The following is a 15,926-nucleotide window of genomic DNA, read 5'->3' as shown; positions in this document are numbered from 1 at the left end:
CCGGGCACCAGACGCTTGTAGGAGTTGGTGGTCGAGTTGGCGAAGGCGTTGATGGCCTTGGCATGCTTGATGATGCCGCCGATGTACCACAGACACTGCTGCGACAGGCCGGCGTACTTGTCGCCGGCGAACTGGGGCTTGCCGTCCTTCCAGATCGACATGTGGACGTGCATGCCCGAGCCGTTGTCGGCGAACATGGGCTTGGCCATGAAGGTCGCCGACTTGCCGTAGGCCGCGGCCACGTTGTGGATCACGTATTTGTAGAGCTGAAGGCGGTCGGCCATGGTCAGCAGGTCCGAGAACTTCAGGCCCAGCTCGTGCTGCGCCGGAGCCACCTCGTGGTGGTGCTTCTCGGGGTTGAGGCCGAGATCGCGCATGACGCCCAGCATTTCGCCGCGCAGGTCCTGACCCGAATCGACCGGGTTGACGGGGAAGTAGCCGCCCTTGGGTCCAGGGCGGTGGCCCATGTTGCCCTCGGTGTATTCCGAACCCGTATTGGCCGGCAGCTCGATCGAGTCATAGCTGTAGCCGGTGTTGTGCGGGGCGGTGTTCCAGCGCACGTCGTCGAAGATGAAGAACTCGGCTTCCGGGCCGAAATAGACCTGATCGCCCACGCCCGAGGACTGGACATAGGCCAAGGCCTTCTTGGCCATCGAGCGGCTGTCGCGGTTGTAGGGTTCGCCGGTGTCCGGGTTCATCACGTCGCAGAACAGGAACATCGTCGTCTGCTGGTAGAAGGGGTCGATGTAGGCGGTCGTCAGATCCGGCATCAGCAGCATGTCGGACTCGTTGATCGCCTTCCAGCCGGCGATGGACGAGCCGTCGAACATGGTGCCCTCTTCGAGGAACTCCTCATCGACGAGGTCGATGTCGAAGGTGACGTGCTGCAGGCGACCCTTGGTGTCGGTGAAGCGGACGTCGACGTATTTCACGTCCTTGTCCTTGATCTCCTGCAGGATTTTCTTGGCGGCGCTCATAGTCGATGATCCTTCTTCGTTTCTTCTGGGGAGGAAGTTTTTTGCGGAGTTCGGCCTAGACGGCCTGGGCTCCGGTTTCGCCGGTGCGGATGCGGATGACGTCGATCACGTCGGAGACGAAGATCTTGCCGTCGCCGATCTTTCCCGTGCGAGCGGCTGTCTGGATGGCCTCGACCACGGCCGGAGCCAGGTCGTCGGCGACCACCACCTCGATCTTGATCTTGGGCAGGAAGTCGATGACGTATTCGGCGCCGCGATAGAGTTCGGAGTGACCCTTCTGGCGGCCGTATCCCTTGGCTTCCAGCACAGTCATGCCTTGCACTCCGATGTCCTGGAGCGCTTCTTTCACGTCGTCGAGCTTGAACGGCTTGATGACGGCTTCGATCTTCTTCATGGGCGACCCCGAGGCGGCATCAGGTGGGCCAGACGCTCGGGGACCAAAGGGACATCGCATCGCAGCATAAGGCAAGGGGCGATTTGCATTTTCGTCACGGAAGGGCGTTGAGAGAAGCATGAGCGAAACCAATGATCCGATCCTGTGGCGCGCCGCCCTGCCGTGGCCCGGCCCCGATGCGCACAAGCATCAGCGCGGCCGGCTGGGCGTGGTGTCGGGCGGAATGCTGCACACCGGGGCGGCGCGGCTCGCGGCGCGGGCGGGTTTGAGGATCGGGGCGGGGCTGGTGCGGATCCTGTGCCCGCCGGACGCCGGGGCGCTGATCGCGGGGGCGGTTGAGGCTGTGATGGTCGCCAGCTTCGCCTCGCCGGCGTCGCTGGCGACCCTGGCCGGGTCGCTGGACTGCATCGTCATCGGTCCAGCGGCGGGCCTGACCCGGGCCACGGCGCGGAACCTGGCGGCTCTGGCCGCGACGGACACTCCCCTTGTCGTCGACGCCGACGCCCTGACCCTGTTCAAGGACCGACCGAACGACCTGTTCGCCTGTCTGGCCGGCATGGACGTGATCACGCCGCACGAGGGCGAGTTCGAGCGGCTGTTCCCGGGCCTGCTGGAGCAGGGGCGCGAGGCGGCGGCCGTCGAGGCAGCGCGGATCAGCGGCGCGCATGTCGTGCTCAAGGGGCGGGAGACGGTGATCGCCGCACCGGACGGGCGGTGCAGGATCAACCCGAACGGCTCGCCCTGGCTGGCGACGGCGGGCAGCGGCGACGTTCTGGCAGGGATGATCGGCGGGCTGATCGCCCAGGGCATGGACCCGTTCGAGGCGGTCAGTGCGGCGGTCTGGATGCACGCCGATGCCGCCGGGCGGTTCGGGCCGGGCCTGACGGCGGAGGACCTGCCCGGGCTGATCCCTGCCGTGCTGGGCGGTCTGGCGTGACGTCGCTACGAGTCCACAGGGCGGGAACAAAGGCGGAACATAGTCCTTGAGGTCGGGGATGTCGCGTGGTTCGCTTGCACGAAGGAGCCTGTGATGCGCGACATTCGAAACGACTTTTATGAGCCTCGGAACCGACACGAGCCCGGGGCGCGGCTGGTCGTGGCCTGCGTGGCCCGGGGCTGCGAACGGGCGGCGCTGATGGACCCCCGGCCTTTGTTCGGCGCGCGCCGGTTCTGGCCCCTGGCCGGGCGGTCAGAGCGGTTCCGATGCGCCTGCGGATCGCGTGAGACCCGGATCAGCTACACGGCCAATACGGCGCAGAAGAATGGTCCGGTGTCGCCGGCCGCGATGCGCCTGTGGCTTTGACGCCGGTTGCCTCCGTGAGCGTGGTCGCCTAGGTCCGTCAGGTGAGCCTTGAATCCCTTCCCGATGAGGTCGCCAGGGGCGACGTGACCGCCTATCGCAAGGCGCTGGGCGCCTTCGCGACAGGGGTCTGCGTGGTCACGGCCGACAGCACGCTGGGGCCGCTGGGGATCACGATCAACTCCTTCACCTCGGTTTCTCTGACACCGCGCCTGGTGCTGTGGTGCCTGGACGAGCGGTCAGAGCGGTGGCAGGCCTTTTGTGAGGCCGAACGGTTCTCGATCCACGTGCTCGACGCCCAGTCGGAGTCGCTGGCCCGCCGCTTCGCCAAGGGCATCGGCCTGATGGAGAGCCACGAGTTCCAGCGCGTGGGGGATGCGCCGCCGAGGCTGGGCGCGGCCGCCGCGCGGTTCGACTGCAAGACCCACGATCGGGTGCAGATGGGCGACCATATGATGATCATCGGCGAGGTCGCCGGCTTCGAGTCTTCGGACGCGGCGGCCCTGACCTATTTCCGGGGCCGCTACGGCGTTGCGGGAGGCCACACGGCATGAGGATCGGTTTCGCCGGGCTGGGCGTCATGGGCGGGCCGATGGCGCGTCATCTGGTCAAGGCCGGCCACGAGGTCGCGGGCTACAACCGGTCACCGGAAAAGGCGCGGGTGTGGTCCGAGGTCAACGGCGGGCGGTTCGCCGCGAGCGTGGGAGAAGCGGCGGACGGTGTTGACCTGTTCGTTCTGTGCGTCGGCAACGACGACGATGTGCGTCAGGTCGTGGCCGAGGCGCTTCCGGCGATGAAGGCGGGCGCCGTGATCGTGGACCACACGACGACCTCGGCGAAGGTGGCGCGCGAGATGGCCGGGCTGTGCGCCTCCGCCGGCGTCGCCTTCATCGATGCGCCGGTCTCGGGCGGTCAGGCGGGGGCCGAGAACGGCCAGCTCAGCGTCATGGCGGGCGGCGACGCGGACGCGCTTGAGACTGTGCGGCCGGCGGTCATGGCCTATTCGAAGGCGATCCAGCACATGGGGCCCTCGGGCTCCGGCCAGCTGACCAAGATGGTCAACCAGATCGCCATCGCCGGCGTGGTCCAGGGTCTGGCCGAGGCGGTGCATTTCGCCCGGGCCGCCGGTCTGGATACGGACGCCGCCTACGACGCCGTGTCCAAGGGCGCGGCCCAGTCGTGGCAGATGGATAACCGCTGGAAGACGGCGGCGAAGGGCGAGTTCGAGTTCGGCTTCGCCGTCGACTGGATGCGCAAGGATCTGGGGCTGGTGCTGGACGAGGCGCGGGCGAACGGGGCGGTCCTGTCGCTGACGGCCCTGGTCGATCAGTTCTATTCCGAGGTCCAGGGCATGGGCGGGAACCGCTGGGACACGTCGAGCCTGAAGGCGCGACTGAAGCCTTGAGGCGGCGTGGATTGGACTCGGAAAGAACCGGGTGCAAGAGTCCAATTCGCTGAGGAACGACGCGTAATCACTTGAACCTGAACGACTAATGGGCCGGACGGATTTGCACCCGGAGTGCAAGGAGTCCAATCGGCGCGGCAGGGCGTCTGTTCGGCGGGATGTCAAAGACCAGAGATCATCCTACCCTGAACGGAAGGGGCGCCTGTGATAGCGCCTCGAGAATCACAAATGGCCCGGGATTTCAGCGCTCTGTCCGACGCTGCAATGCGCATTCGGGGCATCGGGGAGCAAGACGGCCATGCGTATCGCGACGATCTTTCTGTTTCTGCTGGTCTGGTGCGGTCAGGCGAACGCCCTGACGCCTCAGACATGGACGCCGGTCGAGGGGGATGTCGTGATCGGCGACCTGCCGATGGCGCGCGGCCAGACCCTGTCCGACGCCCGCATGCACTACAGGACGTTGGGCGAGCCCCGGCGTGATGCGGGCGGCAAGGTGACCAATGCGGTGATGCTGTTGCACGGCACGGGCGGGACGGGGGCGACCTTCCTGTCCCCCCAGTTCGCGGGCGAGCTGTTCGGGCCGGGCCAGCCCCTGGATGTGACCCGCTACTATGTCATCATGCCGGACAATCTGGGTCACGGGGCCTCGTCGAAACCCAGCGACGGCCTGCGGGCCGCCTTCCCGGAGTATGGCTACACCGAGATGGTCGAAGCCCAGCGGCGGATGCTGGTCGGAGGGCTGGACGTCGATCATCTGAGGCTGATCCTGGGCACCTCGATGGGCTGCATGCACGCCTTCGTCTGGGGCGAGACGCATCCAGAGTTCGCCGACGCCCTGATGCCGATGGCCTGCATCCCGACCGAGATCGTCGGACGCAACCGGCTGTGGCGCGCGATGGTCAAGGACGCCATCCGGGCGGATCCGGCCTGGAACGGCGGCGACTATGCCGAACAGCCCGTGCAGGGGTTGAGGACGGCTGTGGACCTGCTGCTGCTGGCGGGCGGGGCGGTGATGCCGATGCACCAGGAGCTGGCCACGCCGGAGGCCGTCGACGCCTGGCTGGTGACGCAGCTGGAGCGGCGGCTGCCGACGCTGGACGCCAACGATTTCTGGTATCAGGTCAATGCGTCCTGGGACTACGACCCCTCGGGGAACCTGGAGCGGATCACGGCTCCAGTGACCTGGATCAACTCGGCCGACGACTTCATCAATCCGCCGGAACTCGGTCTGGCCGAACGGTTCGCACCGCGCATCGCCCACGGGAACTATCGGCTGATCCCCAACAGCCTCGACGGCAAGGGTCACGGAACCCACACCTGGGCCCGATTCTGGAAGGACGACCTGGTCGCCCTGCTGGCGCGCAGCGAGCCCTAGAGCCTGATCGTTCCTCGAGAACCGCTGCGCGGTTCCGACATGAAGCGTGAATCAGGCTCTTGCTTGAGCCTGGAGCCTGATTCACGGCATCAGCGGGTTCGCGAAGCGATCCCTCCTCAGCCGATAAGGCTCTAGGGAGCTTCGCGCCACGCCTGGAGGATCACGATCTTCGGCTGCAGCATCTGGCCGCGCATGAAGCCTTCACCCTCTGTCGGAGAGGTGGGCGCCGCGAGGATGGCGCGGACGACGTCCATGCCCTGAACCACCCGGCCGAAGACGGCAAACCCGTCGGGATCGACCGAGAAGGAGCGTCCGGCGTCGTAGGACAGGGTCGGGCCCACCGAGACGAAGAAGTCGCCTGTGGCTGTGCCCGGGGCATAGCGGGCCATCGAGACCGCGCCGTCGATATGACTGAGGCCTGTCTGGGTCGTCGGCTCGTGGGCGATGGGCGGCAGGACGCGCTCGGGGTCGTTGTTCACCCCGCCCTGGACGAGGCCCATCCCGGGGCCAGACTGCATGGCGCGGTAAAACGTCGCCCCGTCGAAGCGGCGCTCGTCGACGTATTTGAGGAAGTTGGCGGCCGTGATGGGCGCCTTGGTGACCTCGACCTCGATGGTGATGCGACCGGCCGAGGTTTCGAGCGCGACGCGGGGCAGGGCGGGCGCGACCGCGTCCTGCGCCATGACAAGTGCGGGCCACAGCACGAGTGCGGCGAGGCCGAGGACGAGGCGTCTGATCATCGGTACTGTCTCACGGCGTTTCCGAGCGACGCTAGCGATATCAGCCGGCGTCGGCCAGCACGCGGTCCAGCGACAGGACTGGCAAGGCGTCGATGTCCCACGAGCGGCCGCCGACAGGCTCGGCCTGGAGACGGCAAATTCCCGGTCCGGTCAGGAACGGAAATCCGAGGCTGACCGCGAGCTCGCGTTCGGTCCGAAAGCGGACGTTGGTAAGACCGGACCAGATGCGACGGCGCTTGTACTCCGGAATATGCGACGCGAACCGCCTTAGAGCGGCCGTCCGGACCTCCTGGCTGGCATTGGGAAGCACGAGGGTGACGCTGGTGACCGTCCCTTCCACCAGCTGTCTGACCTCGAAGTCCGGATCCTGGGTGCGCAGGTCGAGGCTGGCGAAATGACCTCGCAAGGTCTCATGGATGATCTTGAGCGACTGGAACGACGGGGCGCGCGGCACGTCGTAGACGGTGGCGGCCAGCTGGCCTCGCGTCTCGGCGGGGAGGATGCCGAGAAGCTCGACATATCCGGACCTCTGCGTCGGCCGGACGAGCGTCGAGAAGGAGACGGGCACATAGAGCGGGGTCGCGACCGGGAAATCGAGCAGGAAACGCAGCGCCGTCATGACGCAGCCGCCGTCGAACGACTCGGAGTCGTCGGGCAGATGCTCCTCGCCGTCGACGGCGCTGTAGTAGGTGGCCGCGCGGGACGGGGTGCAGCTGACGACGTCGCCGACGAAGGTCCGGGCCTTGGGGAAATAGATGCCCTGGGCGCCGTCTATCGACGGGCCGAAAATGAAGTCGTCGACCGGGCCCTTGGGCGCCCGGGCGTCCTCGGGGACATCGATCAGGGATCCGTCCGCCGCGATACGTCGCAGGCGCCCGCCTTTCGGCAGGCGACCGGGGTCCTCCATGGCCAAAAGCACCTCTTCCGCGCTGGAGGCGGTGAAGGCGCGGATCGCCTCGAGCTCGCCCTCGAACAGGACCAGCTTCACTGCATCCTCGACGCCCGTGCCGAACAGCCGCTCCTGAAGCTCGGTGGCCAGATGGGCCAGTTCGACGGTGTCGAGCTCATCGGAGCGTGGGTCGCTGAGCAAATAGCAGTAGTGGCTCAGCTGGTCCGCGGTGCGGGGGCGGACCCATCGCACTTCCAGAAAGATGGTGGCGTATTTGGCCACGAGCGGGCCAAGCGTCTCCGCAGGCAAATCGGTGCGATTTGCGTCCACCATCACCCGCAAGCACGAAACGGCCGTCATACAATACCCTTTACCCGAGTATCTGGCGGCTCCGAGGTGAAGAATTGACGAAGGAGCTTTGCTGTAAGGATCAGCGGTTCAGAAGCCTCGCGGCCTGGGGCGCGAAATAGCTGAGCACTCCGGCGCAGCCCGCGCGCTTGAAGCCTTGCAGGGTTTCGAGGATCGCGCGATCCTGATCCAGCCAACCGTTGGCGATCGAAGCCTGCATCATCGAATACTCACCTGAGACCTGGTAGGCGAAGGTCGGGATCTTGAACGTCTCGGTTACCCGCTGGACGATGTCGAGATAGGGCATTCCCGGTTTGACCATGACCATGTCGGCGCCCTCGGCGATGTCCATGGCGACTTCCTTCAAGGCCTCGTCGGAGTTGGCGTAGTCCATCTGATAGGTCTTCTTGTCGCCGGTCAGCATCTTCGCCGAGCCGACCGCATCGCGGTACGGGCCGTAGAAGGCCGAGGCGAACTTGGCGGCGTAGGACAGGATCAGGGTGTCGTGGAAGCCGTTGGCCTCCAGGGCCTCGCGGATCGCCTGGACCCGGCCGTCCATCATGTCCGACGGGGCGACGACGTCGGCGCCGGCGTGGGCCTGGATGAAGGCCTGTTCGGCGAGCCGCTCCAGCGAGGCGTCGTTGACGATCCGGCCGTCCTCGACGACGCCGTCGTGGCCGTGGTCGGTGTAGCAATCCAGCGCCACGTCGCACATGACGCCGATCTCCGGCGCGGCGTCCTTGATGGCCTTGATACAGTCGGGGATCAGGCCGTCGGGGTCGGTCGCGCCCGTGCCGATCGCGTCCTTGGTCGCGGCGTCGACGTGGGGGAAGAGGGCGACCATGGGGATGCCGAGATCGCGGGCCTCTATCGCCGCCGCCGCTGCGGCTTTCGGTGACAGGCGAAAGACGCCGGGCATGGAGGCGACCGGGACGCGGTCCTCGGCGCCGTCGTGGACGATCAGGGGCCAGATCAGGTCGGACGGCGTCAGGGTCGTCTCGGCCACGAGGCGGCGCACCCAGGGCTGGCTGCGCAGGCGGCGGGGACGGGCCATGGGGAAGGCGGCGGGGGAGAAGGGCAGGGTCATGGGCGCTGCTTACCTTCCTTCTCCCATTGCGAGAAGGATGCGGATAGAAGCCCAAGAAAACGACCGTTCGGGAGACACCATGGATTTCGCCCTCACCGAGGACCAGCGCGCCATACAGGACGCGGCGCGCGCCTTCGCCGATGCGGAGCTGGCTCCCCATTCGGCCGAGTGGGACGAGACGAAGCATTTCCCGGTCGATGTGATGCGTCGCGCGGCGGAGACAGGGTTCGCCGCCATCTATGCCTCGGAAGACCACGGCGGCATGGCGCTCGGGCGGGTCGAGGCGGCCCTGATCTTCGAGGAGCTGGCCAGAGGCGACGTGTCGACGGCGGCCTTCATCTCGATCCACAACATGGCGACCTGGATGATCGACCGGTTCGGCTCGGACGAGCTGCGCGCCCGCTATGGACCCCGTCTGGCGACGATGGAGCTGATCGCCTCCTACTGCCTGACCGAGCCGGGCTCGGGGTCGGATGCGGCGGGGATGCGGACGTCGGCGACGCGGGATGGGGATGATTTCGTCCTGAACGGCTCCAAGGCCTTCATCTCGGGCGCGGGAACTTCGGACGTCTATGTCGTCATGGCGCGGACCGGCGAGGCGGGACCGAAAGGCATCTCGGCCTTCGTGGTCGAGAAGGGCGCGCCGGGCCTGAGCTTCGGGGCGCAGGAGAAGAAGATGGGCTGGAATTCCCAGCCCACGGCCATCGTCCAGTTCGACGACTGCCGGGTGTCTGCGGCCAATCTGCTGGGCAAGGAGGGTGACGGCTTCCGTTATGCGATGATGGGGCTGGACGGCGGGCGGCTGAACATCGCGGCCTGTTCGCTGGGCGGGGCGCGGCTGGCGCTGGAGACGGCCCAGGCCTATGTCGCGACGCGCAAACAGTTCGGCAAGGCCCTGGCCGAGTTCCAGAACACCCAGTTCAAACTGGCCGATATGGCGACCGCGCTGGAGGCCGCGCGTCTGATGGTCCTGCGCGGGGCCTGGGCGCTGGACACCAACCATCCCGAGAAGACGAAATGGTGCGCCATGGCCAAGCGGATGGCGACCGACGCCTGTTTCGAGATCGCCGACGAGGCGCTGCAGCTGCACGGCGGCTACGGCTATCTGAAGGATTATCCGCTGGAGCGGATCGTGCGCGACCTGCGGGTGCACCGCATCCTGGAAGGCACCAACGAGATCATGCGGGTGATCACGGCGCGCGAGATGATGCGGCAATGAGCGAATCGGAAGTCATTACCCGGATCGAGGGTTCGGTCGGGCGTATCACCCTGAACCGGCCGAAGGCGCTGCATGCGCTGAACCTCGGCATGTGCGAGGCGATGACGGCGGCGCTGCTGGCCTGGCGGGACGACCCGGCGGTGAGCTCGGTGCTGATCGACCATGCGGGCGAGCGCGGCTTCTGCGCCGGGGGCGACATCCGGATGATCGCGGAGAGCGGGGCGACCGATGCCGTGCAGGCCAGGGCCTTCTTCCTCACGGAGTATCGGCTGAACCATCTGATGTTCGAATACCCGAAGCTGATCACGGCGATCGTCGACGGGATCGTCATGGGCGGGGGCGTCGGGATTTCGGAGCCGGCCGACGTGCGGATCGCGACAGAGCGGACGACCTACGCCATGCCGGAGACGGGGATCGGCCTGTTCCCCGATGTGGGCGGCGGCTGGTTCCTGCCACGGCTGCCGGGGGAGACGGGGACCTGGCTGGCGTTGACGGGGGCGCGGCTGAAGGCGGCGGACACGGTGGCGTTGGGGATCCATACGCATTTCGTCGCCTCGTCCGGGATGGAGCTCTTGAAAACGGACCTGCTGGCGACCGGGCCGGACGCTGTCGGCGATCATGCGGCTGACGCAGGCCCGGCGCCGCTCGCGCCGTATCGCGAGGCCATCGACCGGTTGTTCGCCTTCGATACGGTCGAGGACATCTTCGCCGCGCTGGAAGCAGACGGTTCGGACTGGGCCCTGGCGCAGCTGGCGATCCTGAAGACCAAGTCGCCGCAGTCGCTGAAGGTCACCCTGCGCCAGCTGCGGGCCGGGCGGGCGATGACTGACTTCGCCGAGGTGATGGCGATGGAATACCGGCTGGGTGGCCGGGTGGTGCGGACCCACGACTTCCAGGAGGGGGTGCGGGCCGTCATCGTCGACAAGGACAATGCGCCGAAATGGTCGCCGACGACGCTGGAGGGAGTGCACGACGCCGACCTCGACGCCCTGTTCGCGCCCCTGGCTGCCGACGAGGAATGGACACCTCGGGGCTGATGGCCTGCATCCTGTGACGCTTTCGTGCGTATGTTGGCTCAACCGCTGTTCGAGGATCGTCCCATGCTGAAATCGTCGCTGCTGATCGTGGCTTCCGCGATCGCCCTGTCCGCCTGCGCGCCGATGATGTCGGGGGAGACGCCGGCCGATCCAGCGGAGCGAGCCTCGGCGGTCGTCAACGACTACGCCCTGGCCATCGCCGATCCCCTGCGGCCCGCCGGCGAGGTCGCCCGCGACCCCCTGAGGAAGCCGGCCGAAATGCTGGCCTTCGCCCGGATCGACGGCGGCGAGCGGATCGCGGATGTGCGGCCGGAAGAGGGCTATTTCAGCCGCCTGTTCGCCCGCGCCGTGGGTCCCGAAGGCCGGGTCTACGCCTTCGTCCCGAACCAGACGGCGGCGCGGGAGAACGCGTTCGGCGACACACTGGCGACCGACTATCCAAACGTGACGCGGGTCACCGGCGCGCTGGAGGACCTGACCTTCCCTGAGCCTCTGGACGTGGTCTTCATGGGCCAGGAATACCACGACTTCGTCATCGACCGTTTCAACGTCGATGTGGCGGCGATGAATGCGGCGGTGTTCCGCGCGCTGAAGCCCGGCGGCCTCTATGTCATCCTCGACCACCAGGCGGCGCCGGGGGCGGGGACCTCGGTCGTCGGCACCCTGCACCGGATCGAGGGCTCGGCCCTGAGGGCGCAGGTCGAGGCGGCCGGCTTCATCTTCGACGGCGAGACCGAGGCGGTCCGCAACCCCGAGGACGACCACAGCCTGTCGGTCTTCGATGAGGCGATCCGCGGCCGGTCGGATCAGTTCGTCTATCGGTTCCGCAAGCCCGGCTAGACCTCGCGCGTCTCGAACATCAGCATCGAGGCGCCGCCGGTGGCGAAGCCTGCGACATCCGCCGCAGCCGCCTGACCCTGCGGGCTGGCGAAGGCGGCGGCGATGTCGGCGAGACTGTCGAAATACAGGGTGGCGGTCATATGGACGTCGGAGGGCCCCTCCGGCGTCAAAACCGGCCCGGCGCTGACCTCAAAGCGCCGCAGCCCCGGGATCGCCCTGGCGAGCGGGATGTGAACGTCGCGATAGTGGTCGGCGAAGGCGGCAGGATCTGCGGGCATTCCATAGGTCACGACGAGCTGGGCCACGGGCGTCTCCTTGCGTTGAAGTCCAGCGGTATCATGAATTCGACGACGGAACGCCACCTTCGCCTGACGTCGTTCTCCGGACGGGATATAAGCTGGCGAGCGCCATCAGTGCGCACGGGAGAGAAACATGCGCCGTTCCTTGATCCTCGCCGTTTCGGCCGCTGTCCTGGTCGCCACCGGAGGTTTCGCGCCCGCACTGCAGGACGCCGGCGACTATGCCGCCGTGCTGGCGGATTCCGATCGCCCGGAGGCCGACATGGCCCGGGACGCCGCGCGCAAGACCGCCGAGGTCCTGGCCTTCGCCGGGGTCGGGCCGGGCGAGACGATCGGCGACATGATCATCGGCGGCGGCTACTTCACCCGCGTCTTCGCCAGCGCCGTCGGCGATGAGGGCAGCGTCATCGCCTGGCAACCGGCGGAATTCATCGCCTTCCAGGCCAGCTATGGCGAGGCGTTCACGGCGGCCGATGCGATGGACAATGTCACCGGCATACGCTCGCCCATCGGCGCACCGGAGTTCCCGACCGGGATGGACCTGATCTTCACGGCCCAGAATTATCACGACCTGCACCTGCGGCCCTTCCCCACGGACACGGCGGCCAAGGTCAATGCGGCCGTGTTCGCGGCGCTGAGGCCGGGCGGCCTCTATGTGATCATTGACCACTACGCCCCGGCGGGCGCGGGGCTCGACGTCGCCCACACCCTGCACCGGATCGACATCGCCGACGTGAAGCGCGAGGTCGAGGCGGCGGGCTTCGTGCTGGACGCAGAGAGCGACATCCTGCTGAACGCTGAAGACCCGCTGACGGCCAACGTGTTCGACCCGTCGATCCGGGGGCAGACCAGCCAGTTCATGCTGCGCTTCCGCAAACCCGCGTGAGGGCTCTGGCGGCGGTCGGAGCGAGCGGCTAACCCCGGGCAAACGATAACGCTCAGGGAAACGCCGTCATGACCGCCACAAAGATCGCCTTCATCGGCCTGGGAAACATGGGCGGCGGCATGGCCGCCAACCAGGCGAAGGCCGGCCATGCGGTCGCGGCCTTCGATCTGTCGGCGGCGGCGCTTGATCGGGCGAAGGGTGCGGGCTGTGCGCCGGTCGCCTCGGTCGCCGAGGCCGTGCGCGACGCGAACGTGGTCATCACCATGCTGCCGGCCGGACCGCATGTGCTGAAGGTCTATTCCGAACAGATCATCGGCGTGGCGCCGTCCTCGGCGTTGCTGCTCGACTGTTCGACCATCGATGTCGATACGGCGCGCAAGGTTGCGGGCCTGGCGAAGGAGGGCGGCTACGCCTTCGCCGACGCGCCGGTGTCGGGCGGGACGATGGCGGCGGACGCCGGCACCCTGGCCTTCATGGTCGGCTGCGACGAGGCGGACTTCGCGCGCATTGAGGCGGCGCTGGAACCGATGAGCCGGGCGACCTTCCGGGCCGGCGATCACGGGGCGGGGCAGGCGGCCAAGATCTGCAACAACATGATCCTCGGCATCACCATGCTGGGGACCTGCGAGGCGATCGCCCTGGCCGAGAAGCTGGGTCTGGACCCGGTCAAGATGTTCGACATCGTCGCCAAGTCGTCGGGCCAGAGCTGGTCGACGACCACCTACTATCCGTGGCCGGGGCCGGTGCCGACCGCGCCGTCCAACCGCAACTATGACGGCGGATTCGCGACAGCGATGATGCTGAAGGACCTGAAGCTGGCCCAGGACGCGGCGGCCAAGGCCGGCGCCTCGACGCCGCTGGGCGCGCAGACCGAGGCGCTGTTCCAGATGTTCGATGGCCTCGGCTACGGCGGTCGCGACTTCTCGGGCATCCTGCAGATGCTGCGCGGGCGGCTGGACGAACTGCCGAAGACCTGAGCCGCATTATGGCGGACAGGTATATCCCCCAGCAGCGATTATGGCTTCGCAGGCGCGGAGACGGTTCAGTTTTTGCTGGGTTTCGAGAGCCAGAAGCTCGCTTTGCTGCTGAGCAACGTCGGTCTGGCTTCTCCAGTATCCGGCAAGATCCGCAGCAGCGCCTGCTGCAGCGACGGACATCGCCTCTCCACTTGCCTCGGACACCCAGGCGAAGGCCGTGGTCCGGCCGAAATCATCGAAGGTCATCTCAACCGAGCGCGTCTCACCGAAGGCTGCGTTCAGGCACAGTGATGCTGGCATGCTCCACTGAGCGGCGTGCATGATCAGAGGTGGAATGGGTGATTCAAGCCCGATGCCGGTCGGTGGCCTGACGCTCACGCGCACCTGCGCTGGCGCTGGAATCGGCATGTCCAGGTTGCAGGGTTCAACGCGCCGCGTCTGGTTATCGGAGGCGCCGCGCCAAGAAGACACTTCCACAGGGGTACGAGCCAGTTTCTCTGCGGACCATGAAAACGCTAGGTAAGGTGCGAAGGCCGCCCGCCACTCAGCGTCGGTCTCGCCCAGATACCATTGGGTCAAGGCCGTCACATCCAAGTCGGCAATCCCGTGCGTGACCGGAAATTGGCTTTGAGCGGTCGGAACAGCGTCAATGGCCACCCGACGCGAGAGCGAAAGACGCAAAATGCCAGTCTGGAGCGTCGCCAATTCCGTTATCAGGCTCGGCAGGGCTTCAGCTAGGCGCCGCTGGCGACGATCCGGCAAGTCGCGCTCAGGGCCCGAGAAATTTTCGCCAAGTTCCGCGCGGATATCCCGGATCTGATTCTGGATACGGTCCGCTCTCGCTAGCGCAGCAGCGACATCCGGGCGGCACTCCGGGGTCTGCGATGAGCCATCGAGTGCAAATACAGGTGCGAGCGTCACAGCGGTTTTCACCACGCTGGCGGCGATCTGCGCCGTCCGATCGGACGCCGAGGCGTTTACCTGCGTGATCGCCCCCGCCGCATTCACCCCAATCTTGACCGAGCGCCGTACGCGCCTGCTAGTGAGATCACTGCCGTTGATTTGATAGGTCTGTGCTTGGGCTCCCGGGGTCGGCGTCAATGACACAGCCCCCTCAGCCGCGAATGGCTGGCAACTGGTCAGACGCAGATTCAGCGTTACGGTCGCATCGGTTCTCGGCAGTGCGTAGATCGCGCCCGCGCCAGTGCCGGGGTCCATCGTCGCGCAAGCCGCAAGCGGCGTGGCCAAGATCAGCGCTAGCAGAGTAGCTTGCTTCATCCCGTCCTCCCGAGTGGAAACAAGGTGACCACAACCCATGAGAGAAGACAACAGCGATATCTCAAATATTTGAGAACCGTTATCAATTAAGGGTTTGCGGCGATTTGTCCTTGCACGCGCGTGGACAGAGGGGGCCAATCGGCGCATTACGCCGCCATCATTTTCCGGCTTGGCCGGAGCCCCCGAAAGAGCGCTTCGCTTGTTCGACTACACTGCCGCATTCCAGTCCGCCGTCGACCAGGTGAAGGGCGAGGGGCGCTACCGCGTCTTCGCCGACATCAAGCGCGTGCGCGGACAGTTTCCGAAGGCCGTGCGGCGGCGCGAGGACGGGTCGGAGCAGGACTGCGTGATCTGGTGCTCCAACGACTACCTCGGCATGGGCCAGCATCCGGTCGTTCTGGAAGCGATGCAGGCCGAGCTGGACGCCGTGGGCGCCGGGGCCGGCGGCACGCGCAATATCTCGGGCACGACGCGGTCGGCCGTGGACCTGGAGGCCGAACTGGCGTCCTGGCACCAGAAGGAAGCCGCGCTTCTGTTCACCTCGGGCTATGTGGCCAATGAGGCGACGCTGACGACGCTGCAGCGGATCCTTCCCGGCCTGATCATCTTTTCCGACAGCCTGAACCACGCCTCGATGATCGCGGGCATCAGGAACGGCGGCTGCGAGCGCCACGTCTTCCTGCACAACGATCTGACGCACCTTGAGGAACTGCTGGCTGCGGCGCCGGCGGATGCCCCCAAGCTGATCGCGTTCGAGAGCGTCTATTCGATGGACGGCGACATCGCCGACCTGGCCGGGACCATCGCCCTGGCCAAAAAATACAACGCCATGACCTATCTCGACGAGGTCCATGCCGTGGGCCTCTACGGCGCGA

At 66.6% G+C, this 15,926-nt stretch carries 18 protein-coding genes; 11 read left to right on the top strand and 7 right to left on the bottom strand.

Annotated features, from left to right (window positions below; genetic code table 11):
- A partial coding sequence (glnA, locus tag RMO01_RS11075; protein WP_309629112.1) for a type I glutamate--ammonia ligase occupies positions 1 to 977 on the bottom strand: 977 nt, incomplete at its 3' end.
- Between the two features lie 55 nt (positions 978 to 1,032).
- The gene (locus RMO01_RS11070) at positions 1,033 to 1,371 is read right to left on the bottom strand and encodes a P-II family nitrogen regulator (RefSeq protein ID WP_309629111.1); all 339 of its coding nucleotides are present in this window, start codon (positions 1,369 to 1,371) and stop codon (positions 1,033 to 1,035) included.
- A gap of 118 nt (positions 1,372 to 1,489) precedes the next feature.
- Between RMO01_RS11070 and RMO01_RS11065 the strand changes: the two genes are divergently transcribed.
- From RMO01_RS11065 to RMO01_RS11045, 5 genes are all read left to right on the top strand, one after another.
- A complete protein-coding gene (locus RMO01_RS11065; protein ID WP_309629110.1) occupies positions 1,490 to 2,308 on the top strand; it encodes an NAD(P)H-hydrate dehydratase in 819 nt (272 codons plus the stop codon).
- 93 nt (positions 2,309 to 2,401) lie between these two features.
- Positions 2,402 to 2,674: a hypothetical protein gene (locus RMO01_RS11060; RefSeq protein ID WP_309629109.1), complete on the top strand. Its 273-nt coding sequence runs from the start codon at positions 2,402 to 2,404 to the stop codon at positions 2,672 to 2,674.
- Between the two features lie 41 nt (positions 2,675 to 2,715).
- Positions 2,716 to 3,225: a flavin reductase family protein gene (locus tag RMO01_RS11055; RefSeq protein WP_309629108.1), complete on the top strand. Its 510-nt coding sequence runs from the start codon at positions 2,716 to 2,718 to the stop codon at positions 3,223 to 3,225.
- Entirely contained in the window at positions 3,222 to 4,076 is an 855-nt protein-coding gene (locus tag RMO01_RS11050; protein WP_309629107.1) for an NAD(P)-dependent oxidoreductase, read from the top strand. Before RMO01_RS11055 ends, RMO01_RS11050 begins: the two co-directional genes overlap by 4 nt.
- Positions 4,077 to 4,374: 298 nt before the next feature.
- Positions 4,375 to 5,451, top strand: a complete 1,077-nt coding sequence (locus RMO01_RS11045; protein WP_309629106.1) for an alpha/beta fold hydrolase — start codon at positions 4,375 to 4,377, stop codon at positions 5,449 to 5,451.
- Positions 5,452 to 5,582: 131 nt separating this feature from the next.
- Here RMO01_RS11045 and RMO01_RS11040 read toward each other — a convergent pair whose 3' ends face one another.
- The 3 genes from RMO01_RS11040 to hemB all read right to left on the bottom strand — a co-directional run bounded on the left by RMO01_RS11040 (position 5,583) and on the right by hemB (position 8,515).
- Positions 5,583 to 6,191 carry a peptidylprolyl isomerase gene (locus tag RMO01_RS11040; protein WP_309629105.1) on the bottom strand — a complete coding sequence of 203 codons (609 nt, stop codon included), beginning with the start codon at positions 6,189 to 6,191 and terminating at the stop codon, positions 5,583 to 5,585.
- Positions 6,192 to 6,231: 40 nt separating this feature from the next.
- Positions 6,232 to 7,440 carry a hypothetical protein gene (locus RMO01_RS11035; RefSeq protein WP_309629104.1) on the bottom strand — a complete coding sequence of 403 codons (1,209 nt, stop codon included), beginning with the start codon at positions 7,438 to 7,440 and terminating at the stop codon, positions 6,232 to 6,234.
- A gap of 70 nt (positions 7,441 to 7,510) precedes the next feature.
- Positions 7,511 to 8,515, bottom strand: coding sequence for a porphobilinogen synthase (gene hemB / locus RMO01_RS11030; protein ID WP_309629103.1), 1,005 nt, complete (start codon positions 8,513 to 8,515; stop codon positions 7,511 to 7,513).
- 79 nt (positions 8,516 to 8,594) lie between these two features.
- Here hemB and RMO01_RS11025 point away from each other — a divergent pair, with 79 nt between their 5' ends.
- The 3 genes from RMO01_RS11025 (at position 8,595) to RMO01_RS11015 (ending at position 11,611) form a co-directional block, all read left to right on the top strand.
- Entirely contained in the window at positions 8,595 to 9,734 is a 1,140-nt protein-coding gene (locus RMO01_RS11025) for an acyl-CoA dehydrogenase family protein (protein ID WP_309629102.1), read from the top strand.
- Positions 9,731 to 10,771 carry an enoyl-CoA hydratase/isomerase family protein gene (locus RMO01_RS11020; RefSeq protein WP_309629101.1) on the top strand — a complete coding sequence of 347 codons (1,041 nt, stop codon included), beginning with the start codon at positions 9,731 to 9,733 and terminating at the stop codon, positions 10,769 to 10,771. Before RMO01_RS11025 ends, RMO01_RS11020 begins: the two co-directional genes overlap by 4 nt.
- 63 nt (positions 10,772 to 10,834) lie before the next feature.
- The gene (locus RMO01_RS11015) at positions 10,835 to 11,611 is read left to right on the top strand and encodes a hypothetical protein (protein WP_309629100.1); all 777 of its coding nucleotides are present in this window, start codon (positions 10,835 to 10,837) and stop codon (positions 11,609 to 11,611) included.
- Here RMO01_RS11015 and RMO01_RS11010 read toward each other — a convergent pair.
- On the bottom strand, positions 11,608 to 11,916 hold the full coding sequence (locus RMO01_RS11010; RefSeq protein ID WP_309629099.1) for an EthD family reductase: 309 nt from the start codon (positions 11,914 to 11,916) through the stop codon (positions 11,608 to 11,610). The genes RMO01_RS11015 and RMO01_RS11010 overlap by 4 nt on opposite strands.
- Positions 11,917 to 12,043: 127 nt before the next feature.
- Here RMO01_RS11010 and RMO01_RS11005 point away from each other — a divergent pair, with 127 nt between their 5' ends.
- Together RMO01_RS11005 and mmsB are read left to right on the top strand one after the other, a co-directional pair.
- The gene (locus RMO01_RS11005) at positions 12,044 to 12,796 is read left to right on the top strand and encodes a methyltransferase (RefSeq protein WP_309629098.1); all 753 of its coding nucleotides are present in this window, start codon (positions 12,044 to 12,046) and stop codon (positions 12,794 to 12,796) included.
- A 68-nt stretch (positions 12,797 to 12,864) separates the two neighbouring features.
- Positions 12,865 to 13,773: a 3-hydroxyisobutyrate dehydrogenase gene (mmsB, locus tag RMO01_RS11000; protein ID WP_309629097.1), complete on the top strand. Its 909-nt coding sequence runs from the start codon at positions 12,865 to 12,867 to the stop codon at positions 13,771 to 13,773.
- 6 nt (positions 13,774 to 13,779) lie between these two features.
- Here the strand turns inward: mmsB and RMO01_RS10995 are convergent, their stop codons facing one another.
- A complete protein-coding gene (locus RMO01_RS10995; RefSeq protein ID WP_309629096.1) occupies positions 13,780 to 15,051 on the bottom strand; it encodes a hypothetical protein in 1,272 nt (423 codons plus the stop codon).
- A gap of 199 nt (positions 15,052 to 15,250) precedes the next feature.
- Here RMO01_RS10995 and hemA point away from each other — a divergent pair.
- Positions 15,251 to 15,926 (top strand): 5-aminolevulinate synthase (gene hemA, locus RMO01_RS10990; RefSeq protein WP_309629095.1); only part of this gene is annotated, 676 nt, incomplete at its 3' end.

This window comes from Brevundimonas sp., from assembly GCF_031412435.1.
In the GTDB taxonomy this organism is placed as follows: Bacteria; Pseudomonadota; Alphaproteobacteria; order Caulobacterales; family Caulobacteraceae; genus Brevundimonas.
Note: the sequence above shows the minus strand (reverse complement) of the source record. Positions and strands in the feature narration are given on the sequence as shown.